Genomic DNA, 24974 nt, shown 5'->3' on the forward strand with positions numbered 1-24974 from the left:
CCCCCGCCGCTCCCCCGGCCGCTCCCGGCTTCCCGGTGCTGCGCCCGGTCGACGACAGCGCCCAGGTCCCCGCGGCCACCGCGCCCGAGCCGCCCGCCCCCGTTCCCCCGGTGGCCGAGCAGCCCGAGGCCGAGCGGCCGGAGCCCGAGCCGGAGCTCAACCACGCCGCCGCCGACGCCGAGGCGGCCCGCCTGTTCGGCGGAGACGACGAGCCGGAGGCGGAACGGAACGACGAGCCGGAGGCGGAGCAGACCGCCGCGCCGGGGGCCGGCACCCCGTCCGGTGCGGCCGACGACACCGCGCGGGCCGACGCCGACCCGCAGCCGCAGCCCGAAGCAGCCCCGGTACAGCCGGAGGCCGAGGTGCAGCCGGAGGCCGCGCCGACCACCCCGGAGGCGGCGCCCGCCGCCGAGCCGGAGGCGCACCCCGCCGCCCCCGAGCAGCCGCAGGCCCACCCCGCCGCCCAGGCCCAGGCCCCGATGCCGCCGCACGCCCAGCCCGGCATCCCCGCGCAGCCGCCCGCGGCCCCTGGTGAGCAGCCGCACGCCCAGCCCGCCGGACAGCAGCAGCCCGGCCAGCCGTTGCCGCCGCTGCCCCAGGGCTTCGTGCCCGCGCACCCCCAGCAGGGCGCGCCGCAGCAGGGCGTACCGCAGCCGCCGGCCCAGGGCGCCCCGCCGGCTCCCGGCTACGGCTACGGCTACCCGCAGCAGCCCGGACAGCCGCAGCCCCAGCAGCTCCCGGCCCAGGGCGGATTCGGCCCGGCCCAGCCGCAGCCCGGCCAGCCCGGCCAGCCGGTGGACCCGCGCCAGGCGCACCAGCCGACCCAGCCCATCCAGCCCGGCCAGCCGCAGCAGCCGTACGGCTACCCGCAGCAGCCCGGCCAGCCGCAGCCGCAGCCGCAGGCACCCCAGCAGGTGCCGCAGCCGGGACAGCCCCAGCCCTACGGCTATCCGCAGCAGCCGGGTCAGCCGCAGCCCGGTTACGGCTACCCGCAGCAGCAGCCGGGCTACGGCTATCCCCAGCAGCCCGGCGCGCCCGGCCAGCCCGGTCAGCCCCAGCAGCCGGCCGCGCAGCAGCCCCCGGCCCAGCCGCAGCCTCAGCCGCAGGCACCACAGGCCCCGCAGACCCCCGCCGCCTACGGCAGCCAGGGCGGCTGGTCGGCGCCGCCCGGTCCGCAGGCCGGTCCGGGTGCCCCGCAGCAGCAGGCCGCGCCCGGCACGCCGCTCGGCTACAACGCCGCAGTGGAGCTGTCGTCCGACCGCCTGCTGCGCAACCAGCCGAAGGCCCGCAAGAACAACCAGGGTCCGTCCCGGTTCAAGCTCGGTGCCAAGAAGGAGCAGGCGGAGCGGGAGCGCAAGCTCGGTCTGATCCGGACGCCGGTGATGTCCTGCTACCGGATCGCGGTCATCAGCCTCAAGGGCGGTGTCGGCAAGACGACGACGACCATGTCGCTGGGTGCCACGCTGGCCACCGAGCGGCAGGACAAGATCCTGGCGATCGACGCCAACCCGGACGCCGGCACGCTCGGCCGACGGGTGCGGCGCGAGACGGGTGCGACGATCCGCGACCTGGTGCAGGCGATCCCGCAGCTCAACAGCTACATGGACATCCGCCGCTTCACCTCGCAGGCGCCCTCCGGTCTGGAGATCATCGCCAACGACGTGGATCCGGCCGTCTCCACCACGTTCAACGACCAGGACTACCGCAGCGCGCTGGACGTGCTGGGGCGGCAGTACCCGATCATCCTCACGGACTCGGGCACCGGCCTGCTCTACAGCGCCATGCGCGGGGTGCTGGATCTCGCCGACCAGCTGATCATCATCTCGACTCCGTCCGTGGACGGTGCGAGCAGCGCGTCGACGACGCTGGACTGGCTGTCGGCGAACGGCTTCGCGGATCTCGTGCAGCGGTCGGTCACCGTGATCTCGGGTGTCCGCGAGACGGGCAAGATGATCAAGGTGGACGACATCGTCGCCCACTTCGAGACCCGGTGCCGCGGTGTCGTCGTGATCCCCTTCGACGAGCACCTCTCCGCGGGTGCCGAGGTGGACCTCGACATGATGCGTCCCAAGACGCGCGAGGCGTACTTCGACCTCGCCGCCCTGATCGCCGAGGACATCGCCCGGACCCAGCAGGGCTTCGGCAACCCGAACATGCAGTACCAGCACCCGCAGCAGCAGGGCTACCCGCAGCAGCCCGGACAGCCGCAGCCCCAGCAGCCGTACGCCCAGCCCGATGGTGCCCCGCAGCCCGGGCAGGGCTGGCAGCAGGCGCCGCAGCAGCCGGCGCCGGGGCAGCAATGGCAGCAGCAGGCCCCGCCGCCGCAGGAACCGCAGCAGGGGCAGCAGCAGGGCGTCGTCCCGCCCGGCTGGACCCAGCAGTAGCGGACGCGAGCGCGAGAACGGCGGAGGGCCGACACCGAACGGGTGCCGGCCCTCCGCCGTCTGCTGTGCGGGTCCGCGTCAGGCGGAACCGTCGGCCGCCGCGATCAGTTCCCGGCACCGCTGCACGTCCCGGGCCATGGCCTCCAGGAGCGCGTCGAGCGAGTCGAACTTCTCCTGGCCGCGCACGTAGGCGAGGAAGTCGACCGACACGTGCAGCCCGTACAGGTCGAGGCCGACGCGGTCGATGGCGTACGCCTCCACCGTGCGCTCGGTGCCGTCGAACTGCGGGTTGGTGCCGACGGAGACGGCGGCCGGCATCACCTCGCCCTGGGCGTGCAGCCAGCCGGCGTAGACGCCGTCGGCGGGGATCGCGGTGTGCGGCAGGGTCTCCACGTTGGCGGTGGGGAAGCCGAGCTCGCGGCCGCGCTGGGCGCCGCGTACGACGACGCCCTCCACGCGGTGCGGGCGGCCCAGGATCTCGGCGGCCCCGGCGACGTCGCCCTCGGCGACCAGTCGGCGGGTCAGGGTCGAGGAGAACGGCTCGCCGCCGCCCGCCTCACCGCTGACGAACAGGTCGACGACCTCGACCTCGTAGTCGTAGGTCTTGCCCTGCTCGGCGAGGAACTCGACGTTCCCGGCGGCGCGGTGCCCGAAGCGGAAGTTGGGGCCCTCCACGACCGCCTTGGCGTGCAGCTTGTCGACGAGGACCTTGACGACGAACTCGGCCGGCGACAGCTTCGAGAACTCGGTCGTGAACGGCAGGACCAGCACCGCGTCCACGCCCAGCTCGGCCATCAGCTCGGCGCGCCGGTGGTGCGGGGCGAGCAGGGGCGGGTGGCTGCCGGGGCGGACGACCTCGCTGGGATGCGGGTCGAAGGTGACGACGACGGCCGGGACGCCCAGCTCCCGGGCGCGGTCCACGGCGTGCCGGATGATCAGCTGGTGTCCGCGGTGGACTCCGTCGTAGGAACCGATGGTGACGACGCTGCGCCCCCAGTCCTGGGGGATGTCCTCCAAGCCACGCCAGCGCTGCACTGTGCCTGCTCCTTGTCGCAAACTCGTCGAACCGGTGTCCGTCATTGCCCAAACGGTCTTACGCAGCTCTAAGGGTGCCATGCCGACGGCCCCCGGCCCGCATCGGCATGGGCGCTGTGACGGGGTGCACGTGCCGATGCGCCGCTCAGACGGGGACGCCCGCCAGGTTCTCGATCATGCGGCGGGTGCTGGGGCCGACGACGGCCGCCCAGTCCCGTGGTGTGCCGGTGAGCCAGCCGGCGACCCGCGCGGCGAAGCCGGGGACCTCCCGGGCGAGGTCGACCAGGCCGCGGTCGAAGCGGGCGGCGCCGTCCGGGGTGCGGACGAGCAGCAGCCCGGTGTGGTGGACGAGGTCGCGCAGGGAGTCGTCCGCCGCGCCGCCCGTGGTGCGGACGGCGGCGTGCAGCAGGGCGTCGAGGACGGCGGGCGCCTGTTCGTGGGTGAGCAGGAAGTCCAGCAGCTCCCGGCGCAGTCCGCGGGAGGCGGGGGTGCCGGGGGCGGCGAGCACGGTGGCGAGGGCGGCCCGCACCTGTTCCGGGCCGCCGTCGAGCAGGCCGGTGACGAGCGGGAAGAGGACCGCCCTGGCACCGGGTCCCTGGTCGAGGGACCGGTCGACGTAGGCGGCGACGTCGGTGGCGGTCTCGGGGTGCCGCCGTACCGCGTCCTGGACGAGGCCGGCGACCTTGCGGGCGAGGCCGGGTGCGGTGACATCGGCGAGGGAGCGCAGCACGGCGCCGGTGCCGGGACGCTCCAGGCGGGCGCGGAAGGCCTCCAGGACCGGCTCGGGGTGGGTGGCCAGGGCGGCGACGAGGGCGCTGGGCGGGAACTGCGGGTCGGCGGCCGTGAAGTGCGCGAGGGCCTGCGGGAGATGGCGGGCGCGGGAGTGCGGGTCGCGGACGAGGAGGGCGAGGGCGCCGCCGTGCAGGGCGCTGTCGGCGGGGCGGGCGAGCAGGGCGAGGGCGGCGTAGCGCAGCAGGGCGCGGTCGGCCTCGGTGTGGACGTGGGGTGCGGCGCGCAGCCCGTGGGCGAGGGCGGCGACGCGCCGGGCGGGGCGTTCGTCGTGGGCCCAGCGGTCCACCGCCCGGCAGACGGCGGACGGCTCCTCCTCGGCGAGGGCGCCGAGGAGTTCGTCGGCGCGGGGGTGGGCGCTGGCGACGAGGGTCTCGGTGAGGTCGTCGAGGGCGTGGTGGCGGTGGGTGTGCAGCAGGGCCTGGGCGGCGAGGGCGACGGTGGCGTGCGGGGTGGCGGGCAGCGGGCGGTCGTCGTCGAACCAGCGGGTGAGCCGGGGCTGTACGGCGGTGGGGTCGGCGGCGAGGAGGCGGGCGACGGCGTCCAGGTAGCGGGGCGGCCGGGGTCCCTCGGTGTCGTCGAGGGGGCCGTCGGCGGGGACGAGGCGGCGCAGCAGGTCGAGGCGTTCGGTGTCCGGCAGGGGCAGCGCGGTCCAGAAGGCGGGGCCGAGGTCGGCGGGTGCGGGGTGCCCCTGCCGGCGCCAGGCCACGATCCGGTCGGCGGTGAGCCGCAGGACGTCCAGGTGGGGGGTGGCGTCGGGGATCCGCAGCAGGGTCTCGGTGAGCAGCCGGGCCGCCCACCAGTCGGTGCGGTCGGCGTCGAGCGCGTCGGACAGCTGCGCGAGCCGGTCGCCGAGCCGGCCGGTGCCGTGGAGACGCGGGACGAGCAGGAGGGCCTGGAGGACGGGGCCGATGCGGTGGCGCGGTACGGGAGGGGCGGGCCGGTCCGTGCTGCCGGTGGGGCCGGGGCGCAGCAGGGCGCGCAGGGCCTCGTCGAGGTCGAGGTGGAGGCCCTGGAGCCAGTCGGCGAGTTCCTCGTGGGCGAAGCGGTAGCCGTCGCCGGCCGGGACGAGGAGTCCTTCGGTGAGGACGGCGCGGGCCCAGCCGGTGGTGCCGCCGAGCCACCGGGGTGCGTGGCCCCAGGGGAACACCGCCTCGAAGGCGGGCCGGTCCAGTTCGCCCTGGCCGGTGCCGAGGCTGCGCCGGGCGGCCTCGTGGACCTGGCCGGCGACGCGGGCGGCGAGCCGGCGGACGGCGGTGCCGCGCAGGCCGTTCTCCGCGGCGAGGCGGACGGCGACGCGCAGGCACATCAGGTCGAGGTGGGCGGAGAGGACGTCGTGCCGGTCGGCCCCGTGGGGTGCGGGCGCGCCGGGCAGGGCGGCGCGCACGTCCGCGAGGAGGCGGAGGGTCAGGGGGTGGCGGGCGTCGGCGTCGGCGAGGGCGTCGTCGGGGATGCCGTGGCGGGCGCGGGCCTGCCGGGCCTCGTCGGGGGTGAGGTCGTCGAGGGCGAGGCAGGGCGGGACGGGTGCGTGGGGCGGGTGGCCCGCGGGGATGTGCAGCTGGTCCTCGGGGAATCCGGCACCGGCGGTCTCCCAGTGCTCGGTCCGGCAGGCCACCACCAGCCGAGCGCCGTGGTCGCGCAGCCAGCGCGCGGTGGCGCCGGTCCAGTCGGCGAGGCGGTCCGCGGCGGCGGGCGGCATCTCCTCCGGGCCGTCGAGCAGGAGCAGCAGGGGGCGGCCCGCGTCGCGGGCGAGGCGGGCCAGGCGCTCGGGCGTGAGGTCGGCGGCGAGGTCTACGCCGGCGGACGCGGCGAGGATGCGCGCGGCGCGGTCGAGCGCCCGGCGTGCCGCGTCGGCGACGGAGGTGTCATCGCCGGCGAGGTCGGCGCCGCGCAGCCAGAGGGTGGGTGCGGGGCCGGGGCCGTGGGTGCGCCGGGCGGCGAGTCCCGCGAGTTCCGTCGTACGGCCGCTGCCGGGCGGCCCGACCAGGCCGAGGACGGTGGCCGGGCCCGCGAGGAAGGCGTCGAACTCCGCGGTGACGGCGGCCCGTTGGACGGGAGCCCCCTGTGATCCGGAGGGCGGGGCGTCCTGGGCGACCTGGGTGGCCGTCAGCTCCAGCACTCCGGCGAGGTTCAGGTCGGCGCCGTGGGCGGGCACCGTCGCGGCGTTGTCGCCGAGGAGGTCGGTGAGCGGGCCGTCCGGGGCGGGCCGCAGCGGTGCGGCGAGCACGGCGTCGCTGTGGGCGGAGTGCAGGGCGGTGCCGAGGACACCGAGGACGGCTCCGGTCGTGGCGTCGAGCACGGGTCCGCCGGCGGCGCCTCCGCCGAGCCGCAGCGCGTCCCGGCCCGCGGTGCCGATGGCGAGTTCCAGGACGCCGTCGAGGGCGTGGTGGCGGTCGGTCGCCGTGTAGGTGGCGGGGGTGGCGTCGAGGACGCGGGCCTGCCGCCAGCCGCCGGCCGGGATGTGCACGTAGGTGCCGGTCCCGCAGCGGTCCCGGACGGTCACCGGCAGCGGGTCGACACCCAGCCCTTCGGTGCGGACGAGGGCGAGGCCCCGCTCGGGCAGCGGGGTCACCGCGGCGGCGGTCACCACGCAGCTGCGGCTGCCACCGGCGGTGTGCACGACGAGCCGGGACTGCCCGTCGACGACTTCGTGCGCGGTGACGACGGTGCCGTGGTGGTCGGCGAGGAAGCCGAGGCCGCGGGGCCGGCCGGCCGGGTCGTGGACGCGGACCAGGGCGTCGTCCCGGAGGCGGGCGCCCGGCGGGTCGTCGTCGGGGCGGTCCGGGTCCGGCCGGCGGGCGTGCCGGGGGCGGCCGTCGTCGTGGGGGCGGGCGCGCCGTGACCGGTGGGACGCGGTGGCCCCGTCGGGCTGCTCCGGGCCGTCGCCCGTCCCCCGCGTCCCGTCCGTGTCCGCCGCACGCGGGCCCCGTCCCGCCATCGTCGAACCTCCCCGCCCCGCACCCGCACGCTCATCGCCCGCCCTGTCGCTTCGACGGTAGGCGGCAGATGATCAGTGGGACAGGTCGCGTGCCGAACGCGCCCCCTTGCACACCCTCGGTTCACTCCGAGCGCCTGCCCGGACGGGTGAACAGGCGGGGGTGGGTGGATACACCCTAGGGGTGGGGGAACCGAGGGGGGACCGTGGAGCGGCGGGCAGAGGACGACCCCGTGACCGCCGCTCCACGGGCAGGGACCCGTGCCGTGCGGGCGCTCAGCCGAACACGGCGAGGCTCTTGGCCTTGCCCTTGTGCTCCTCGACGAGCGCGAGGAAGCGGCCGTCGGCGTCGAAGACCCCGACGGGTCCGGAGCCGGTGTACTCGTCGGGCATGTCGAGCCGGACGCCGTTCGTGAGCAGCCGGGCGCGCCGGGCGTCGATCTCCCAGCGGGGGAAGGCCGCCGTGGCGGCGTCGGCGATCGGCATGACCGTGAGCTCCTGCTGGAGCTGGTCGAGCGTCCGCGCGGCGTCCAGCTTGTACGGCCCGACGCGGGTGCGCCGCAGGGCCGTGAGGTGCCCGCCGACGCCGAGGCCGGCACCGAGGTCGCGGGCGAGGGCCCGGATGTACGTGCCGGAGGAGCAGACGACGGAGACGACCAGGTCGAGGACGGGGGTCCCGTCGTCGGCGACGGCGTCGCGCAGGTCGTACACCGAGAAGGACGACACGGTGACCGGGCGGGCCGGGATCTCGAAGTCCTCGCCGTCGCGGGCCCGCTTGTAGGAGCGGACCCCGTCGATCTTGATGGCGCTGACCTTGGACGGGACCTGCATGATGTCGCCGGTCAGCTTGGCGATCCCGGCGTCGACGGCGTCGCGGGTGACCTTCGAGGCGTCGGTGGACCCCGTGATCTCGCCCTCGGCGTCGTCGGTGACCGTGGTCTGGCCGAGGCGGATCGTGCCCAGGTACTCCTTCTCGGTCAGGGCCAGATGACCGAGCAGCTTGGTCGCCTTCTCGACGCCGAGGACGAGCACGCCCGTGGCCATCGGGTCGAGGGTGCCGGCGTGCCCGACCCGGCGGGTGCGGGCGATGCCGCGCATCTTGGCGACCACGTCGTGCGACGTGAAGCCCGACGGCTTGTCGACGATGACAAGGCCGTCGGGCGTGGTGTTCTTCTGCGTCATTCCGCGGTGTCGCCGTCCGTCTCGTCCTCGGTGCCCGGCTTGCGGTACGGGTCCGCCTCACCGGCGTACCGGGCGCCCGCGGACGCCTCGCGGACCTTCTCGTCGGACTGGCGCGCCTTGTCGAGGAGGTCCTCGATGGTCTTGGCGGTGTCCGGCAGGGCGTCGGCGACGAAGGTGAGGGTCGGGGTGAACTTCACCCCGGCGGCCCGGCCGACCTCGGACCGCAGGACGCCCTTGGCGCTCTCCAGACCGGCCGCGGCGGCCGCCCGCTCCTCGTCGTCGCCGTACACCGTGTAGAAGACGGTCGCCTCCCGCAGGTCACCCGTGACGCGGGTGTCCGTGATGGTGACGTGCGAGCCGAGCCGCGGGTCCTTGATCCCGCGTTGCAGCTTCTGGGCCACCACCTCTCGGATGAGGTCCGCCAGCCTCTTGGCACGCGCGTTGTCGGCCACTGGTCCGTCTCCTTAAGTGCTTACGTCTTGCTTCAGTCTTCGTCGCTGTGGAGCCTGCGTCGAACCGAGAGCAGTTCCACCTCGGGGCGTCCGGCGACCAGCCGCTCGCAGCGGTCCAGTACGCCGGTGAGGTGTCCCATGTCCCCGGAGACCACCGCGAGGCCGATCCCGGCCCGGCGATGGAGGTTCTGGTGGTCCGTCTCGGCCACGCTCACCGCGTACTTGCGCTGGAGCTCGGCCACGATGGGACGGACGAGGGAGCGTTTCTCCTTGAGCGAGTGGACGTCGCCGAGGAGCAGGTCGAAGGACAGAGTCCCCACATACATATGTGTCCGGATGTCCCGCCGGTTCGGGGTACGGGCGCCAGGCTCGGCGCCGATACGGGAACCGTACACGCAACGGCCGGGGCCGATCGACGGAGTTTCCCTTCCGGGAACTCCCGCCGACCGGCCCCGATCGCGTGCTGGATCAGACGCGCGGCTTCTCGCGCATCTCGTACGTCGCGATGACGTCGTCGACCTTGATGTCGTTGAAGTTTCCGAGGTTGATACCACCCTCGTAGCCTTCGCGGATCTCGGTGACGTCGTCCTTGAAGCGACGCAGACCCTCGATGTTGAGGTTCTCCGCGATGACCTTGCCATCGCGGACCAGGCGCGCCTTGGTGTTGCGCTTGACCTCGCCGGAGCGGATGAGAACACCCGCGATGTTGCCCAGCTTGGACGACTTGAAGACCTCGCGGATCTCCGCCGTGCCGAGCTCGACCTCTTCGTACTCCGGCTTGAGCATGCCCTTGAGGGCCGCCTCGATCTCCTCGATCGCCTGGTAGATGACCGAGTAGTACCGGACGTCCACGCCCTCGCGCTCCGCCATCTGCTGCGCACGGCCGGCTGCCCGGACGTTGAAGCCGATGACGATGGCGTCGGAGCCCATGGCCAGGTCGATGTCGGACTCCGTGACCGCACCGACGCCGCGGTGCAGGACGCGGATGTCGACCTCTTCGCCGACGTCCAGCTGGAGCAGGGAGGACTCGAGGGCCTCGACGGAACCAGACGCGTCACCCTTGATGATCAGGTTCAGCTGCTGGACCTCGCCGGCCTTGAGCACCTTGTCCAGGTCCTCCAGCGACACGCGGCGCGTGCGCTTGGCGAACGCGGCGTTGCGCTCACGGGCGGCGCGCTTCTCGGCGATCTGACGGGCCGTACGGTCCTCGTCGACCACCAGGAAGTTGTCGCCCGCACCCGGGACGTTGGTCAGGCCCAGGACCTGGACCGGCGTCGAGGGACCGGCCTCGGCGACGTTGTTGCCGTTGTCGTCGAGCATGGCGCGCACACGGCCGTAGGCGTCGCCCACGACCATCGTGTCGCCGACCCGCAGCGTGCCTCGCTGGACGAGGACCGTCGCCACGGCACCGCGGCCGCGGTCGAGACGGGACTCGATCGAGATGCCCTGCGCGTCCTGGTTCGGGTTGGCCCGCAGGTCGAGCGAGGCGTCCGCGGTGAGGACCACGGCCTCCAGCAGGGAGTCGATGTGCAGACCCTGCTTGGCGGAGATGTCGACGAACATCGTGTCGCCGCCGTACTCCTCGGCCACCAGCCCGTACTCGGTGAGCTGACCGCGCACCTTGGTCGGGTCGGCACCCTCGACGTCGATCTTGTTGACCGCGACGACGATCGGGACCTCGGCGGCCTTGGCGTGGTTGAGCGCCTCGACCGTCTGCGGCATGACGCCGTCGTTGGCCGCGACGACCAGGATCGCGATGTCGGTCGACTTCGCACCACGGGCACGCATGGCGGTGAACGCCTCGTGACCCGGGGTGTCGATGAAGGTGATCTTGCGCTCTTCGTCGTTGACCTCGGTCGCGACCTGGTAGGCACCGATGTGCTGGGTGATGCCGCCGGCCTCGCCCGCGATGACGTTCGTCTTGCGGATGGCGTCGAGCAGTCGGGTCTTGCCGTGGTCGACGTGACCCATGACGGTGACGACCGGCGGGCGGACCACCAGGTCCTCCTCGTCGCCCTCGTCCTCGCCGAACTCGATGTCGAAGGACTCGAGGAGCTCGCGGTCCTCCTCCTCCGGGCTGACGATCTGAACGGTGTAGTTCATCTCGTCCGCGAGGAGCTGGAGCGTCTCGTCGGAGACGGACTGGGTCGCGGTGACCATCTCGCCGAGGTTCATCATGACCGCGACGAGCGACGCCGGGTTGGCGTTGATCTTCTCCGCGAAGTCGGTGAGCGACGCACCGCGCGACAGGCGAATCGACTCGCCGTTGCCGCGAGGCAGCATCACACCGCCGACCGACGGGGCCTGCATGGCCTCGTACTCCTGGCGCCTCTGCCGCTTCGACTTGCGGCCGCGACGCGCGGGACCACCGGGACGGCCGAAGGCGCCCTGCGTGCCACCACGGCCGCCGGGACCGCCGGGACGGCCACCGAAGCCGGGACGGCCGCCGCCACCACCGGGACCACCGGGACGGCCGGCGAAGCCGCCGCCACCGCCACCGGGACCGCCGGGACGACCGGCGAAGCCGCCGCCACCGCCACCCGGACGGCCGGCGAAGCCGCCGCCACCCGGACGACCGCCGCCGCCACCGGGACGACCGCCGCCACCGGGACCACGGCCACCGGGACCGCCGCCACCGGGACGCGGGCCGGCAGCGGGACGCTGCGGCATCATGCCCGGGTTCGGACGCGGGCCACCGGGACGGGGGCCGCCGCCCTGCGGACGGGGCATGCCGCCCGGCGTGGGACGCGGACCGCCCGGAGCCTGCGGACGGGGACCGCCCGCCGCGCCCTGGGGACGGGGACCGCCCTGGCCCTGCGGACGCGGGGCGCCGCCGGGGGCACCGGGGCCACCCGGACGCGGGGCACCGCCGGGACGGGGCGTCTGCGGACGCGCCATGCCGGTGGAGCCGCCGGAGGTGAAGGGGTTGTTGCCCGGACGGGGACCGGCCGGACGGGCGCCGGGACGCGGCCCCTGGCCACCCGGACGCGGGGCGCCGGAACGCTCACCGCGGCCCTGGCCGCCCTGCTGGCCGCTCGGACGCGGAGCACCCGGACGCGGGGCCTGGCCGGCCGGACGCGGGGCGCCCGGACGCGTGCCGGTGCCCTGGCCCTGCGAGGCCGCCGGAGCGGCGGGCGCCGACGGGGGCGCCGTGAACTCGGGCGTGGTCGGAGCCGGGGACGCCGGGGCGGGCCGCGGCGCGGGCTTCGGGCCCGGAGTGGGACGGGCGCCGGAGGAGGCCGGCGCGGCGGGAGCCGCGGGCTTCTCGGCGGCCGGCTTGGGGGCCGGCGGGCGCGGGGCGGCCGGACGGGCCGACTGCGCGGGAGAGGGGGCTGCCGGCTTCGCCGGGGCAGCCTTGCGGGCGGGGGCGGGCTTGCCGCCGCCGTTGCCCTGCTGGAGGGCGTCCGTCAGTTTGCGGACTACGGGCGCTTCGATGGTCGAAGACGCCGAACGGACGAATTCACCGAGTTCTTGGAGCTTGGCCATGACGACCTTGCTCTCGACGCCGAACTCCTTGGCGAGTTCGTATACCCGGACCTTAGCCACTTCGCTCCTTTTAGGTCCGGGTTGCGGCCGGACCGTCGCTACTTCATGGGCGTACTCATCGCGTACTCATCGAGTGCTCATCGCAATCTCGACCTACTTCCGACTCGCGAGGTACCAGGGCCGCACGGGGTTCCGCGCGACGCTTCTTACGGTGTTGCCTGCTCGGCAACTGTCGTCTGCTCGACGTACCGGCGCAACGCCTTTGTGTCGAGCGCTCCCGGGGCACGCAACGCCCTCGTGAACGCCCGGCGGCGTACCGCCTGGTCGAGACAGACCAGGGCGGGGTGTACATACGCACCCCGGCCGGGCAGCGTACCGCGAGGATCGGGGACGCACTCGTCCTCGATCGCCACGATCCGCAGCAGATCAGCCTTGGCCGCTCGCTCCCGGCACCCCACACAGGTGCGCTCAGGGCATGCGCGGACGCGTGTCCGGCCAGACACAGCTAAGTCTACCTCCCCGTGCCGACCTCACCCCTTTGGGGCAGGATTCGAACAGTTGCCGGACGATAACCTGACGTGATCTGAGCGACCCGAGGTCCGGATCTATTCCCCGGCCTGCTCGGTGTCCGGCCGGATGTCGATGCGCCAGCCGGTGAGCCGGGCCGCGAGCCGGGCGTTCTGCCCTTCCTTGCCGATCGCCAGCGACAGCTGGTAGTCCGGCACGGTCACGCGCGCCGACCGGGTCGCCATGTCCACGACCTCCACCTTGGAGACGCGGGCCGGGGAGAGCGCGTTCGCCACCATCTCGGCCGGGTCGTCCGACCAGTCGACGATGTCGATCTTCTCACCGTTCAGCTCCCCCATGACGTTGCGCACCCGGCCGCCCATGGGGCCGATGCAGGCGCCCTTGGCGTTCAGGCCGCTGCGGGTGGAGCGCACGGCGATCTTGCTGCGGTGACCGGCCTCACGCGCGATGGCGGCGATCTCGACGGATCCGTCCGCGATCTCCGGCACCTCCAGCGCGAAGAGCTTCTTCACCAGGTTCGGGTGGGTGCGCGACAGGGTCACGGAGGGCCCGCGCACCCCCTTGGCGACGCGCACCACGTACGACCGCAGCCGCATGCCGTGCGGGTAGGTCTCGCCGGGGACCTGCTCCTGCACCGGCAGGATGGCCTCCAGCTTGCCGATGTCCACGAGCACGTTCTTCGGGTCGCGGCCCTGCTGGACCACGCCGGTGACGATGTCGCCCTCGCGGCCGGCGTACTCGCCGAGCGTCGCGTCGTCCTCGGCGTCGCGCAGCCGCTGCAGGATGACCTGCTTGGCGGTGGTGGCGGCGATACGGCCGAACCCGGACGGGGTGTCGTCGAACTCGCGGGCCTCCTGGCCCTCGTCGAGGTCCTCGGGGTCCTCCTTCGCCCACACGGTCACATGCCCGGTCTCCCGGTTGAGCTCCACGCGCGCGTGTCGGCGGCTTCCCTCGGTGCGGTGGTAGGCGATGAGGAGGGCCGACTCGATCGCCTCGACCAGCAGGTCGAAGGAGATCTCCTTCTCCCGAACCAAGCCCCGCAGGGCACTCATGTCGATGTCCACGGCTACGCCTCCTCTTCCTTCTTGTCCTTGCGGTTGAACTCGACCTGCACGCGCGCCTTCTCGATCTCCGGGAACGCGAGTCTGCGGCTGGTCGCCTTGCGGCCCTTGACCCCGGGCACTTCGAGGTCGAGACCGTCGTCGTCGACCTCGAGGATGCGGGCCACCAGTTCGCCGCCCTCGGCCAGCTCGAACTTCACCAGGCGGTCGACGGCGCGCACGTAGTGGCGGTGCTCCTTGAGGAGGCGTTCCGCGCCCGGGGTGCCGACCTCGAGGGTGTACTCGCCCTCGCCCATCGCGTCCGTCTCGTCCAGCGTCGCCGAGAGCGCGCGGCTCACATCGGCGATCCGGTCCAGGTCGGCGCCGGTGTCGGAGTCGACGACGACGCGCAGCACACGCTTGCGTCCGACCGAGTCCACCTCGATCTCTTCGAGGTCCAGTCCCTGGGAGCTGACGAGGGGTTCCAGGAGTGCTCGCAGCCTCTCGCTCTGGGTGGTGCTCATCCGGGTGACTCCTCGGCCGCGTGTGCTGTTGTGGGATGGGTCGCGTGTCAGGTCAAAGGGTATCCGGTCGCAGGGTGTGTTGCCGTCCACCTGTGGGTGACCGGTGCCGATGAGTGGCACCGCCGCGCCGCGCGGGTACGGTGATCACGGGTCCGCCGGCCCGCTGACCGGGCGGCCGCCGTCGCAAGTGCTTTCGTACGTACTCCCCGAGGAAGTCGCCGTGCCGTACCCCCCGCCCTCGCGCGCCCTCCCGGGACCGCGCAGAAGAACCCTGCTCGCCTCGGCCGCCGGAGCCGCGCTGCTGGCGGGCTGCTCCCCGGCGTCCGACGACCCGGACGGCGGTACGGGCGGCAGTCCGTCGCTCGCCGAACGGGCACGCGCGCGTGCGGCCCGGGACAGCGAGGGTCTGGTCGGGCGGTACGACGCCGTCCTCGCCGCCCATCCGGCGCTGGAGGGGCTGGTGGCCCCGCTGCGGGCGGAGGCGGCCCGGCATGTGGAGGCGTTCGGCGGGGGCGCGTCCGGGGCGTCGCCCTCCGCCTCCCCCTCAGGCTCCGGCTCCCCGTCGCCCTCCGCCTCGGCCCCGGTCCCGGCGGTGCCCTCGGACGAGCGGGATGCGCTGGCCGAACTGGCCGCAGCCGAACGGACCCTCGCGGACCAGCGGGCCAAGACCCTGCTGGAGATGCCCGGTGAACTGGCCCGCCTGCTCGCCTCGGTGGCGGCGGCCGGCGCCGCGCACGCGTTCCTGCTGACGGAGGGTGCCAAGTGAGCGACACCGACGAGGCGAACAAGGCGAGCAAGGCGGCGGTGACGGCGCTTCAGGCGGCGCTGGCCGCCGAGCACGCGGCCGTCTACGGGTACGGCGTGGTCGGCGGCCGGATCGGCGAGGAGCGGCGCTCCGACGCGCGGGCCGCGTACGAGGCCCACCGGGCGCGGCGGGACGCGCTGGCGCGCGCGGTGCGCGACCTGGGCGCCGACCCGGTCGCCGCGAGCGCCGGGTACGCGCTGCCGTTCCCGGTGACGGACCGGGCCACGGCGGCGCTGTTCGCCGCCGAACTGGAGAGCCGGGTGGCCGGTGTGTACGCGGACCTGGTGCGCGCCGCCCGGGGCGAACTGCGCGGCACGGCCGCCGAGGCGCTGCGGGAGGCGGCGGTCCGGGCGGTGCGCTGGCGGGGCGGGAGCGTAGCCTTCCCTGGGCTCGCGGAGCGGGCGGACACGTCGGCCACGCCGGCGGCGCCCACCGCGTGACGCGGGCCGCAGGACACCGACGGGCAGGACGGAAGGGACGACTCGCGCATGGCTTTCGAACCGCCGCAGCGTCTGGTCAGGGCGCTCGGTGAGACGGCCCCGGACGGCGACGCCTGGCTGGAGGAGCTGCCGCGGGCGGCCCGGCAGGCCGTCGAGCTGCGCGAGTTGACGGTGGAGCGGGTGCAGCTGCCGGGTGGCCGCAGCAGCCTCGTGGTGCTGGTCCGGCGGGCCGACGGCACCCCGGCGGTGCTGAAGCTGGCCCCGCCCCGCGCCCGTCCGGAGAGCGAGCGGGCCGCGCTCGCGCACTGGGGCGGCACCGGTGCCGTCCAGCTGATCGAGCCGTTCGTGACCGAGGGCGTACTGCTGCTGGAGCGGCTGCGCCCGGACCGGTCGGTGCGGTCGCTGCCGGAGGCGAAGGCGCTGCTGGAGGCGGCGGGGACGCTGCGGCGGCTGTGGGTGGAACCCCCGGAGGGGCACCCCTTCGAGACGGTCGCGGAGCGCACGGGACGGCAGTCGGAGGCGATGCGGGCGACCGCGGCGGAGCACGGCGAGGTGGCGGTGCTGGTCGACGCCGCGCTCGCGGCCCGGGACGAACTGCTGGCGGCCCCGCCGGAACGCCAGCTGCTGCACGGCACGTTCCGGCAGAGCAAGGTCCTCGCCGGGGAGCGGATGCCGTGGCTGGCGGTCGGGCCGGACCCGGTGGTCGGCGAGTGTGCGTTCGATCTGGCGCGGCTGGTGCGGGACCGGGTGGAGGACCTGATCGCCGCCCCGTCGGGCGCGTCGACGACGCGCCGCAGGGTCAAGCGCCTCGCCGAGTCCCTGGAGGTCGACCAGGAGCGGCTGCGCGGGTGGACGCTGTTCCGCGCCGTGGAGTCGGGTGTGCGGGCGCTGCGGGTCGGCCGGCCGCAGGACGCCGAGCTGCTCCTGGAGTTCGCGAGCTGGCTGTAGGCCGGGAGCCGCGCCCCCCTGCGGGGAGCTCTCGCAGGGGGGCGCGGTGGGTCCGGCCGACGTGCCTCCCGAGCCTGCCGGCCGGAGTCCGGCGGGGTGTTCAGCGGTCGTCGGGGGCCGTCGCGAACAGCATGCCCTCCATGGCCAGCAGCCGCGTGTGCCGCCGCAGATGGGCCGCCTGGTCGCCGCCCCCGTGACCGTGCGGTCCCGCGGCGTGCGGGGCGTACGGGATGTGCGCGAACTGCGCCAGGTCGGCCGGGTGCAGGGGCCAGGACAGCTGCCGGCCGCCCGCCTCGATACCGAGCTGGTGGATGCCGTCGGCGCCCCGGGTGAGGACGGCGCTCGCCGGGTGCAGGGCGGCCAGCCAGGCCAGCAGCTGGGCGCGTTCGAGCCGTACGCGGGTCAGGTCCCGCTCGTAGGAGTCGGCGTAGCGCTGCCAGCGGTCGCGCTCCTGCCGGCACAGGTCCAGTTCCCGCTCGCACGGCCGCCGGGGCGGGCGAGCCGGCCGGAGCCCGCGCCACAGCGCGGTGGCCGCCCGGCGCAGGCGTCCCGCAGGCCGGGGGCCGCCGGGCGCGGGCTCGTGGGACGGCAAGGACGAGGGGGACGTGGGCATCGGGTACTCCGTGACGGTGGACGAACGGCCGCGCACCGGGGCGCCGGGCACTGCGGCGCGGCACGCGGACGGGGGCGGGCGGCGGCGTGGGAGGGGTGCGCGGGGCGGGGGCGCGGAAGGCCTGGACATGCGGTTCTCCGGAGACGGTCGGCGAACGGGCGGTGGCCCGGGGCGGCGGACGGCCCTGGGCGACGCGGGTCAGGCGGGCGGACGCGGAGGACGGGCACGGGTGGACCCGGTACGGCGATAGCGCCCTGCCTCATGGGTGTTGGCGGCCCGGCACGCCGCGTCGACGGGCTCGCCCCGCCGCAGATGCCGCTGGTAGGCGGCGCGCGTGCCACAGGGCGCCGGTCGTATGCGCGCGGGCGCATCGCCCCGCTCCGGCGTCCGTGTCGCGGGCTGGGGCTCCTCGCCGGACCTGGAGTGCGACGCCTCGGTCGCGCACCGGCCGGCGGCGGGCGGGATCCCCTCCGCCGGGGCGAGCGGCACCGGACCGGGCGGGACGGCGTGGTCGGCCGGGTTGTCCCCGGGCAGGGGCGGCACACGACCGAACGGCACACGGCCGAACGGCACACGGTCGGACGGACCGGACTCGGAGGGGCTTGACTCGAATGAGCCGGACTCAGACGGGCCGGACTCGGACGGGCTGGACTCGGGCTCGGACAGGCCGGACTCGGACTCGGACAGGCCGGACTCGGACAGACCAGACCCGGATAGGGCGGACTCGGACGGGTTGGACTGGGACGAGACGGACTCGGGATCGGGCAGGTCGGACTGGGACGAGACGGTCCCGGACAGGCCGGCCGCCGTGGACGGACGCCGGCCGGAGACGGCCCGGGTCGCCTCCCTCGCACGGGATGACGCGCGCTCGGGCAGGGCGGTCGGCGCGAGCCGGGGCGCCGGGGCGGGGAGCACCGGCGAGGGCGGCGCCGCCGGCGGGTGTCCCGCCTGTTCCATGGCGTGCCGCTGGGGGCCGGTGAGGCCCGCGACGACGCCCTGCCGGCGGCATCGGGGCAGGCCCCGCTCCCGTCGCAGCACGGCGTCCCGGCACGGTTCGAGCACGGGGCAGAGTGCGCAGATCGCGATCGCGAGGGGCCAGGTGCGGCGGGTGAACCACAGATCGGCGTCCCACTCCCGGCAGGCCGCGCGCAGTTCCCAGATCCGTGAGCCGCCGTCGGGTACCGCCGGGGTCATCCGGCCGGCTCGGGCGGGGACGTGCGGTCCCCGGCGCGGCGGGCGTCGCACACCGGGGACAGAGGGCCCAGGTGGGCCGCCACATTGGCCAGGGAGCACCGCTCGGGGCGCCCGTCCAGGGAGAGCAGGGGCATCCCGTCGGGCCGCCGGCAGCCCTGGAAGTACCAGACGTCGCCGTGGGCGTCGCGCAGCGGGGAGGCGAGGTCGTAGGTGGCGTCGCCGACGCGGAAGGGGCGGCGCCCCCGCCGTCGCGGCGCGGCGCCGTGGGCCACCACGGTGACGCGGACACCGTCGCGTTCGCCCTCGCCGACCAGGGTGTGGGGGCGGCCGCCCTCCCCGACGACGGTGATGTGGAAGTAGGCGCGCCAGCGTGTCCAGCACTCGGCGCCGTCCACGCGCAGCACGACCCGGACCCGGTCGCCGTCCACGCGGACGTCGGAGGGGCCCGCGTGCCCGGCGAGGTGGCGTTCGACCGCGCGGGCGACGGAGCGCGCGCGGGCGCAGGAGGCGTCCCAGGCCAGCGCCTTGCGCTCCAGGTCGGTGAGCGGGCGCGGCCCGCGGGACCACCTGCCCTCCGCGGTGCGGTGCAGCACGGTGCCCTGGGGCCGGCCGGGGCCGAGGGTCGGGGTGACGGCGGCGGGTCCGGAGTCCACGGACCGCAGGACCGCGCCGCCGGCCCGGGAGTTGTCGGCGTTCACGCGGACACCGCCTCGGTCGTCCAGCGCAGTTTGCGCAGGGCCCGGTAGGTGAGCGTCTTCACCGCGCCGACGCTGCGCCCCATGGCCAACGCGGTCTCCTGCGCGCTCAGTTCGTCCAGGAAGCGCAGCTCCAGGCAGTGCCGTTGGTGCGGGTTGAGCCGGTGCAGGGCGGTGTGGACGGTCTCCTGGGCCTCGACGGCGTCCAGTTCGCGCAGGACGAGGGCCTCCGTGCCGCGCTGGGCGTCCCGGGGGTCGTCGAACTCGGCGACGGGGGTCTCCCATCGCGTGCGGCCGCGCCCGAGTTCGTCGAGCCAGAGGTTCTTGGCGATCGTGGTGAGCCATCCGGCGAAGGCGGTGCCCTGCCAGTGGAAGGTGCCGATGCGGCGCAGGGCGCGGACGAACACCTCCTGGGTGAGGTCCTCGGCGAGATGTCTGTTGCGGGTGCGAACCAGGAGGAACGCGTAGACGGCGCGGTAGTGCTCGAAATACAGGGCGGCGAACGCCTCCCGGTCGCCGGCGCGCGCCCGGGCGACCAGTTCGGGCTCCGGACCGGCCGGTGCGGTGGTGACGTTGTCCGGATGGGACACGACGGCTTCTCCTCTGCAATACGCATGTAGATGTAGATTCCTTGGACGGACGCGCGCAGGCCACGACGGAAACCCGCGATCCCCTCCCAGGGCGTCTACAGTCTTCATGTAGATGCATATCGTGTCAAGAAGCCTACGGAGCGTGAGACTTGAGGGCGCGGACGGGGCGCACAGGAGCACCGGCACCCCCGGAACGCTCCGGCGTGCTCCCGAAGCACCTTCGCTGATCTGCGATCTACTTGCGCTTGTAGATATTGATGACCGATCCTCTGACTCGTGACGAACCAGCGGAGCCATCCCCCAGCCGATCCCGAAGCCGCCCGGCACGCCCAGCACCGGGACGAGGATCTGGCGGCCCTGCTCGAACGCCTGCTGGCCCAGGTGCCGGACCGGACCCAGAAGGACCTGGCGGCGGAGTCCGGCATCTCGTACCCGACGCTCAACGCCTGGATGAACCGCACGCGCGGCACCTCACGCATCGACCCGGAGAAGCTGCGGGCCATGGTCGACGTGTTCCGGCGCTGGGGCGTGCGCACCACACCGCGGGAGTTCTTCGAAGCGGTGGGCCGGCCGGTGCCGGGCCCCAGCGGCGACGAGCGCGAGGCCAGGCTCCTCAAGCTGTACCGGCAATTGCCGGAGTCACGGCAGCGCGCCCTGCTGAAGGACGCCGAGGCGATGCTCCAGGTTAGCCGCATCGTGTGAGGTCAGCGGCGTGCGAGCGGGCACGCGCGGAGCGGGGCCGCCGGTCTCCCCCGGACCTAACCGAACAGGGCGCGCTCCGGAAGAATATGACGAAACTCCTCACGAACCCCACACACATCGGTACCATCAGTCAGCCGCTGACCTCCCGGAGCGGAACGCTCGTGCCGTAGGCATTCCTGGGGAGGCAGTTGTGTGCGTGCGCATTGCCGTGACGGACGGTCTGGCGAGCATCGCGGTCTGGGACCCCGACGAGGTCAGCATCAGGGTGGCCCGCAGTGCGCCGGCGGGTGACGTGCTCAGAGAAGTGGTGGACATCCTCATGATCGACCTGGGGGCTCCCGTCTCCCGGGGCGGACCGCTGCGCTGCTTCTGCGGCATGGGCGTGGAACTCCCCCACGAACTGCTGCCCCGCCTGCACGCGGCCGAGGCCGGCTGACACCCGGCCGCCGGGCTGGAGACGGCGCCGGCCGCCCCTCTCTCCCGAGGGACGGCCGGACGTGGAAGGGGTGTGCCGCTCAGGCGGTCAGACGGGCGATCGCCTCGTCCACGGTCAGCTCCTCGCGCTCACCCGTCCTGCGGTCCTTCAGTTCGACGACGCCCTCGGCCGAGCGGCGCCCGGCGACGAGGATCCGCGGGACGCCGATCAGCTCCGAGTCCGTGAACTTCACGCCCGGCGAGACACCGGCGCGGTCGTCGCACAGCACGCGCAGCCCGGCCGCGGACAGCTTCTCCGAGACGTCGAGGGCCAGTTCGGTCTGCAGGGCCTTGCCGGCGGCGACGACGTGCACGTCGGCCGGGGCGACCTCGGCGGGCCAGCACAGGCCCTTGTCGTCGGCGGTCTGCTCGGCGAGGGCGGCCACCGCGCGGGAGACGCCGATGCCGTAGGAGCCCATGGTCACGCGGACCGGCTTGCCGTTCTGGCCGAGGACGTCGAGCTTGAGGGCGTCGGCGTACTTGCGGCCGAGCTGGAAGATGTGGCCGATCTCGATGGCGCGGTCGAGCTTGAGGCCGGTGCCGCACTTGGGGCAGGGGTCGCCCTCCTGCACGACCACGACGTCGACGTAGGCGTCGACCTCGAAGTCACGGCCCGCGACGACGTTCTTCGCGTGCGTGCCCTCCTTGTTGGCGCCCGTGATCCAGGAGGTGCCGGGGGCGACGCGCGGGTCGGCGAGGTACGTGACCTTGTCGCCCAGGCCCTGCGGGCCGACGTAGCCGCGCACCAGGTCGGGGCGCTCGGCGAAGTCCGCCTCGGTGACCATCTCGACGACGGCCGGGGCGAAGTGCGCCTCGACCTTGTCGATGTCGACCTCGCGGTCGCCGGGGACACCGACGGCGACGATCTCGCCGTCGACCTTGACCAGCAGGTTCTTCAGGGTGGCCGAGGCCGGGACGCCGAGGTGGGCGGCGAGGGTCTCGATGGTGGGGGTGTCCGGGGTGGGGATCTCCTCGAGCGCGGGCACGTCCGCGGCCTCGACCGGCTTCAGCTCGTAGGTGATCGCCTCGGTGTTCGCCGCGAAGTCGCAGTTCGGGCAGTCGGCGAAGGTGTCCTCGCCGGCCCCGGCGGGGGCCAGGAACTCCTCGGACTTCGAGCCGCCCATCGCGCCGGCGGTCGCCGCGCAGATGCGGTAGTCCAGGCCCAGGCGCTCGAAGACGCGCTGGTAGGCCTGGCGGTGCAGGGCGTACGACTGGGCGAGGCCCTCGTCGTCCGTGTCGAAGGAGTAGGAGTCCTTCATCAGGAACTCGCGGCCGCGCAGGATGCCGGCCCGGGGGCGGGCCTCGTCGCGGTACTTGTGCTGGATCTGGTAGAGGATGACCGGCAGGTCCTTGTAGGAGGACGCCTGGTCCTTCACCAGCAGGGTGAAGATCTCCTCATGGGTCGGGCCGAGCAGGTAGTCGCCGCCCTTGCGGTCCTTGAGGCGGAACAGCTCCTGGCCGTACTCGTCCCAGCGGCCCGTGGCGTCGTAGGGCTCACGCGGCAGCAGGGCGGGCAGCAGCACCTCCTGGGCGCCGATGGCGTCCATCTCCTCGCGGACGATGCGCTCCACGTTGGCCAGGACCCGCTTGCCGAGGGGCAGCCAGGACCAGACGCCGGCCGCCGTGCGACGGACGTAGCCGGCGCGGACCAACAGCTTGTGGCTGAGGACCTCGGCGTCCGCCGGGTCGTCGCGCAGCGTCTTCGCCATCAACTGGGACATGCGCTGGACCGGTGCTTTCGCCATGGTTCTCGTACTCCTGCCGGATGTGGTTGATGGCAGGAGGTTAGCCGGGCGGGACGGGACGGTGGAAATCGGTTAGGGCCTTCGTTCGGGTCAGGCCGGACCAGGGAGCGGGTCTGGGGCCGTGCATCGCAAGGCGGAGGAGGGCGCCATGGCGGAGCCATGGCAACCGACGACAACGCGGCGAGGTGCGGCCCCAGACCCCGCGAGCCCGGCCTGACCCGAACGAAGGCCCTAACGGCGCAGCGGCAGCGGGGCGCCCATCACGGCGTACGGCTTCGGGGCGCTGGGGAACAGGACCCGGCGCGCGAGGTCCTGGTAGCCGAGGGAGTGGTAGAGGCCGCGGGCCGGGCTGTCGATGTCGATCGCGGAGAGGATCGAGCGGGGCTCGTCGGCGCTGTCCGTGATGGTGGTGATCAGGGCGCGGCCCACGCCGCGGTTCTGGTAGGCGGGGTGGACGTGCAGCTCGGTGATGACGAACGAGTCGTCGAGCCAGTCGTCGAGGCCCTGGGCGCGCAGGTACGGCTCGACCACCGTGGACCACCAGTGGCTGCGGCTGTTGGGCATGCCGTAGACGAAGCCGGCGAGGCGGTCGCCCGCGGTGGCGCCGAGCGCGCGGGCGCCGGGGTACGTCATGTGCCGCAGGACGATCTGGCGGCGGACGGCCACTTCGTCGGGGCCCAGCCCGAACGCCACCGCCTGGACGGCGAGGGCCTCGTCGACCCGGGCCGGGAGGTCGAGCGGGCCGATCACGATGTCGTCGGGGTGGCGGCGGTGTGCGTGACCGGGAAGTCGCATGGTGGGGAGCCTACAAGCAATGCCGGGCCGGGGTCCTGGTGCGCCTTGTCGGCGGCCCTCCCGCACCCGTGGGCGTGCCGTCAGAACAGGACGCTCATGAAGGCGCCGACCTCCTGGAAGCCCACCCTGCGGTAGGTCCTGCGGGCCGCGGTGTTGAAGTCGTTGACGTACAGGCTGGCGACCGGGGCCACGTCCGCGAGGGCGTAGCGCAGGACCGCCGCCATGCCGGGCGCCGCGAGCCCCTGGCCCCGGTACTCGGGGGCCACCCAGACGCCCTGGATCTGGCAGGCGCGGTCGGTGGCGGCGCCGATCTCCGCCTTGAAGACGACCTTGCCGTTCTGGTCGAGGCGGGCGAAGGAGCGGCCGGAGCCGACGAGTTCGGCGACCCGGGCCTGGTAGAGGAGGCCGCCGTCGCCGGCGAGCGGCGAGACGCCGACCTCCTCGGTGAACATGGCCACGCACGCCGGGAGGATCGTCTCCATCTCGTCCTTGCGGATGCGGCGGACGTACGGGTCCGGGGCGATGTCGGCCGGCATCTGGTCGGTGACCATGAGCGGCTGGTGGGCGCGGACCTCCCGGGCGGGGCCCCAGGTGGGTTCGAGCAGCCGCCACAGCTGCGTGGTGGGCTCTGCGGGCCCGACGATGGAGGAGCAGCGGCGGCCGGCCCGGCGGGCGCGGTCCGCGAAGGCGCGCACGGCGCGCGGGGTGGCGCAGATGGGGACGAGGTTGGCGCCCGCGTAGCACAGGGACGTCAGCATGCCGTCGTCGTACCAGCCCCACATCTCGCCGCCGAGGCGCCAGGGGTCGAGGCCCGCGACCTGGACGCGGGACGTCACGAAGGCGTTGGCGACCGGGTCGCGGTCGAGGACCGCGAGCGCGGCGTCCAGGTCACTCGGTTCGAGCACCCGTGAGGTGGTCTGGGTCAACACGTGCGGGGCCTCACGCTGGGGTTCTGCTGGTCCCCGCACTGTACCCGCGGAAGCTGTGCCGTGCCGCCCCGCGGTCGTGACCGGTGGTCCCGGCCGGGGGCGGTCCGGGCGCGGGCGGGTCAGCCCGCGACCGCGACGGAGGGTTCGCCGCTCGTCACGCCGTCGGCCTCCATCTGCTCGGCCAGCTTCATGGCCTCTTCGATGAGGGTCTCGACGATCTTGGACTCGGGGACGGTCTTGATGACCTCGCCCTTGACGAAGATCTGGCCCTTGCCGTTGCCGGAGGCGACGCCGAGGTCGGCCTCGCGGGCCTCGCCGGGGCCGTTGACGACGCAGCCCATGACGGCGACGCGCAGGGGGACCTCCATGCCGGTCAGACCGGCGGTGACCTCCTCGGCCAGCTTGTAGACGTCGACCTGGGCGCGGCCGCAGGACGGGCAGGAGACGATCTCCAGGCCGCGCTGCTTGAGGTTCAGGGACTCGAGGATCTGGATGCCGACCTTGACCTCCTCGGCCGGCGGGGCCGACAGGGAGACGCGGATGGTGTCGCCGATGCCCTGGGAGAGGAGCGCGCCGAAGGCGACGGCGGACTTGATGGTGCCCTGGAAGGCGGGGCCGGCCTCGGTCACGCCGAGGTGCAGCGGGTAGTCGCACTGGGCGGCGAGCTGCTTGTACGCCTCGATCATGAC

The 24974-nt window shown here is 74.2% G+C and carries 23 protein-coding genes; 6 read left to right on the forward strand and 17 right to left on the reverse strand.

Annotated elements, in window-relative coordinates:
* Positions 1-2384 (forward strand): MinD/ParA family ATP-binding protein (locus ADL34_RS28355; RefSeq protein ID WP_062739826.1); only part of this gene is annotated, 2384 nt, incomplete at its 5' end.
* A gap of 78 nt (positions 2385-2462) precedes the next feature.
* Here ADL34_RS28355 and ADL34_RS28360 read toward each other — a convergent pair.
* From ADL34_RS28360 to rimP, 9 genes are all read right to left on the reverse strand, one after another.
* Positions 2463-3419, reverse strand: coding sequence for a bifunctional riboflavin kinase/FAD synthetase (locus tag ADL34_RS28360; protein WP_062669221.1), 957 nt, complete (start codon positions 3417-3419; stop codon positions 2463-2465).
* 145 nt (positions 3420-3564) lie between these two features.
* Positions 3565-7146, reverse strand: a complete 3582-nt coding sequence (locus tag ADL34_RS28365) for a trypsin-like peptidase domain-containing protein (RefSeq protein WP_234375123.1) — start codon at positions 7144-7146, stop codon at positions 3565-3567.
* Between the two features lie 273 nt (positions 7147-7419).
* Positions 7420-8325 (reverse strand): tRNA pseudouridine(55) synthase TruB, encoded by a 906-nt coding sequence (gene truB / locus ADL34_RS28370; protein ID WP_062669222.1) that lies wholly within the window; start codon positions 8323-8325, stop codon positions 7420-7422.
* Complete coding sequence (gene rbfA, locus ADL34_RS28375) at positions 8322-8777, reverse strand: 30S ribosome-binding factor RbfA (protein ID WP_062669223.1); 456 nt, start codon at positions 8775-8777, stop codon at positions 8322-8324. The genes truB and rbfA overlap by 4 nt, the downstream gene beginning before the upstream one ends.
* 32 nt (positions 8778-8809) lie before the next feature.
* Positions 8810-9103 carry a DUF503 domain-containing protein gene (locus tag ADL34_RS28380; protein ID WP_062669224.1) on the reverse strand — a complete coding sequence of 98 codons (294 nt, stop codon included), beginning with the start codon at positions 9101-9103 and terminating at the stop codon, positions 8810-8812.
* Positions 9104-9245: 142 nt separating this feature from the next.
* Positions 9246-12323 (reverse strand): translation initiation factor IF-2, encoded by a 3078-nt coding sequence (gene infB / locus ADL34_RS35215; protein ID WP_079034267.1) that lies wholly within the window; start codon positions 12321-12323, stop codon positions 9246-9248.
* A 146-nt stretch (positions 12324-12469) separates the two neighbouring features.
* Entirely contained in the window at positions 12470-12766 is a 297-nt protein-coding gene (locus tag ADL34_RS35220) for a YlxR family protein (protein WP_079033744.1), read from the reverse strand.
* Between the two features lie 102 nt (positions 12767-12868).
* Complete coding sequence (nusA, locus tag ADL34_RS28395) at positions 12869-13855, reverse strand: transcription termination factor NusA (protein WP_062669228.1); 987 nt, start codon at positions 13853-13855, stop codon at positions 12869-12871.
* A 2-nt stretch (positions 13856-13857) separates the two neighbouring features.
* Positions 13858-14355 carry a ribosome maturation factor RimP gene (gene rimP / locus ADL34_RS28400; RefSeq protein WP_062669229.1) on the reverse strand — a complete coding sequence of 166 codons (498 nt, stop codon included), beginning with the start codon at positions 14353-14355 and terminating at the stop codon, positions 13858-13860.
* Positions 14356-14575: 220 nt separating this feature from the next.
* On the opposite strand from rimP, the gene ADL34_RS28405 reads away from it, so the two are divergent.
* From ADL34_RS28405 to ADL34_RS28415, 3 genes are read left to right on the forward strand one after another with little or no spacing between them, the layout of a single operon-like run.
* Positions 14576-15121, forward strand: a complete 546-nt coding sequence (locus ADL34_RS28405) for a hypothetical protein (RefSeq protein ID WP_062669230.1) — start codon at positions 14576-14578, stop codon at positions 15119-15121.
* On the forward strand, positions 15118-15600 hold the full coding sequence (locus tag ADL34_RS28410) for a ferritin-like domain-containing protein (RefSeq protein ID WP_062669231.1): 483 nt from the start codon (positions 15118-15120) through the stop codon (positions 15598-15600). Before ADL34_RS28405 ends, ADL34_RS28410 begins: the two co-directional genes overlap by 4 nt.
* Before the next feature lie 48 nt (positions 15601-15648).
* Positions 15649-16548 (forward strand): aminoglycoside phosphotransferase family protein, encoded by a 900-nt coding sequence (locus ADL34_RS28415; RefSeq protein WP_062669232.1) that lies wholly within the window; start codon positions 15649-15651, stop codon positions 16546-16548.
* Positions 16549-16648: 100 nt separating this feature from the next.
* Here ADL34_RS28415 and ADL34_RS28420 read toward each other — a convergent pair whose 3' ends face one another.
* From ADL34_RS28420 to ADL34_RS28435, 4 genes are all read right to left on the reverse strand, one after another.
* Positions 16649-17161 carry a hypothetical protein gene (locus tag ADL34_RS28420; RefSeq protein WP_062669233.1) on the reverse strand — a complete coding sequence of 171 codons (513 nt, stop codon included), beginning with the start codon at positions 17159-17161 and terminating at the stop codon, positions 16649-16651.
* Between the two features lie 198 nt (positions 17162-17359).
* Positions 17360-18355, reverse strand: coding sequence for a WhiB family transcriptional regulator (locus ADL34_RS28425; protein WP_159038986.1), 996 nt, complete (start codon positions 18353-18355; stop codon positions 17360-17362).
* Complete coding sequence (locus tag ADL34_RS28430) at positions 18352-19053, reverse strand: BN159_2729 family protein (RefSeq protein WP_063892370.1); 702 nt, start codon at positions 19051-19053, stop codon at positions 18352-18354. Before ADL34_RS28430 ends, ADL34_RS28425 begins: the two co-directional genes overlap by 4 nt.
* Entirely contained in the window at positions 19050-19640 is a 591-nt protein-coding gene (locus ADL34_RS28435) for an RNA polymerase sigma factor (RefSeq protein ID WP_062669235.1), read from the reverse strand. Before ADL34_RS28435 ends, ADL34_RS28430 begins: the two co-directional genes overlap by 4 nt.
* Positions 19641-19916: 276 nt before the next feature.
* Here ADL34_RS28435 and ADL34_RS28440 point away from each other — a divergent pair, with 276 nt between their 5' ends.
* A complete protein-coding gene (locus ADL34_RS28440) occupies positions 19917-20342 on the forward strand; it encodes a helix-turn-helix domain-containing protein (RefSeq protein WP_062669236.1) in 426 nt (141 codons plus the stop codon).
* A 196-nt stretch (positions 20343-20538) separates the two neighbouring features.
* A complete protein-coding gene (locus tag ADL34_RS28445) occupies positions 20539-20778 on the forward strand; it encodes a hypothetical protein (RefSeq protein ID WP_234375124.1) in 240 nt (79 codons plus the stop codon).
* 79 nt (positions 20779-20857) lie between these two features.
* On the opposite strand, the gene ADL34_RS28450 is transcribed toward ADL34_RS28445, so the two are convergent.
* The 4 genes from ADL34_RS28450 to ADL34_RS28465 all read right to left on the reverse strand — a co-directional run.
* Entirely contained in the window at positions 20858-22561 is a 1704-nt protein-coding gene (locus ADL34_RS28450; RefSeq protein WP_062669238.1) for a proline--tRNA ligase, read from the reverse strand.
* A gap of 231 nt (positions 22562-22792) precedes the next feature.
* Positions 22793-23356, reverse strand: coding sequence for a GNAT family N-acetyltransferase (locus ADL34_RS28455; RefSeq protein ID WP_062669239.1), 564 nt, complete (start codon positions 23354-23356; stop codon positions 22793-22795).
* An 80-nt stretch (positions 23357-23436) separates the two neighbouring features.
* Positions 23437-24285 (reverse strand): GNAT family N-acetyltransferase, encoded by an 849-nt coding sequence (locus ADL34_RS28460; protein WP_062669240.1) that lies wholly within the window; start codon positions 24283-24285, stop codon positions 23437-23439.
* A 119-nt stretch (positions 24286-24404) separates the two neighbouring features.
* The coding region (locus ADL34_RS28465) for a flavodoxin-dependent (E)-4-hydroxy-3-methylbut-2-enyl-diphosphate synthase (protein WP_159038987.1) at positions 24405-24974 on the reverse strand (570 nt) is incomplete at its 5' end.

Origin of the sequence: Streptomyces sp. NRRL WC-3605 (assembly GCF_001509795.1) — a bacterium.
GTDB lineage: Bacteria > Actinomycetota > Actinomycetes > Streptomycetales > Streptomycetaceae > Streptomyces > Streptomyces viridochromogenes.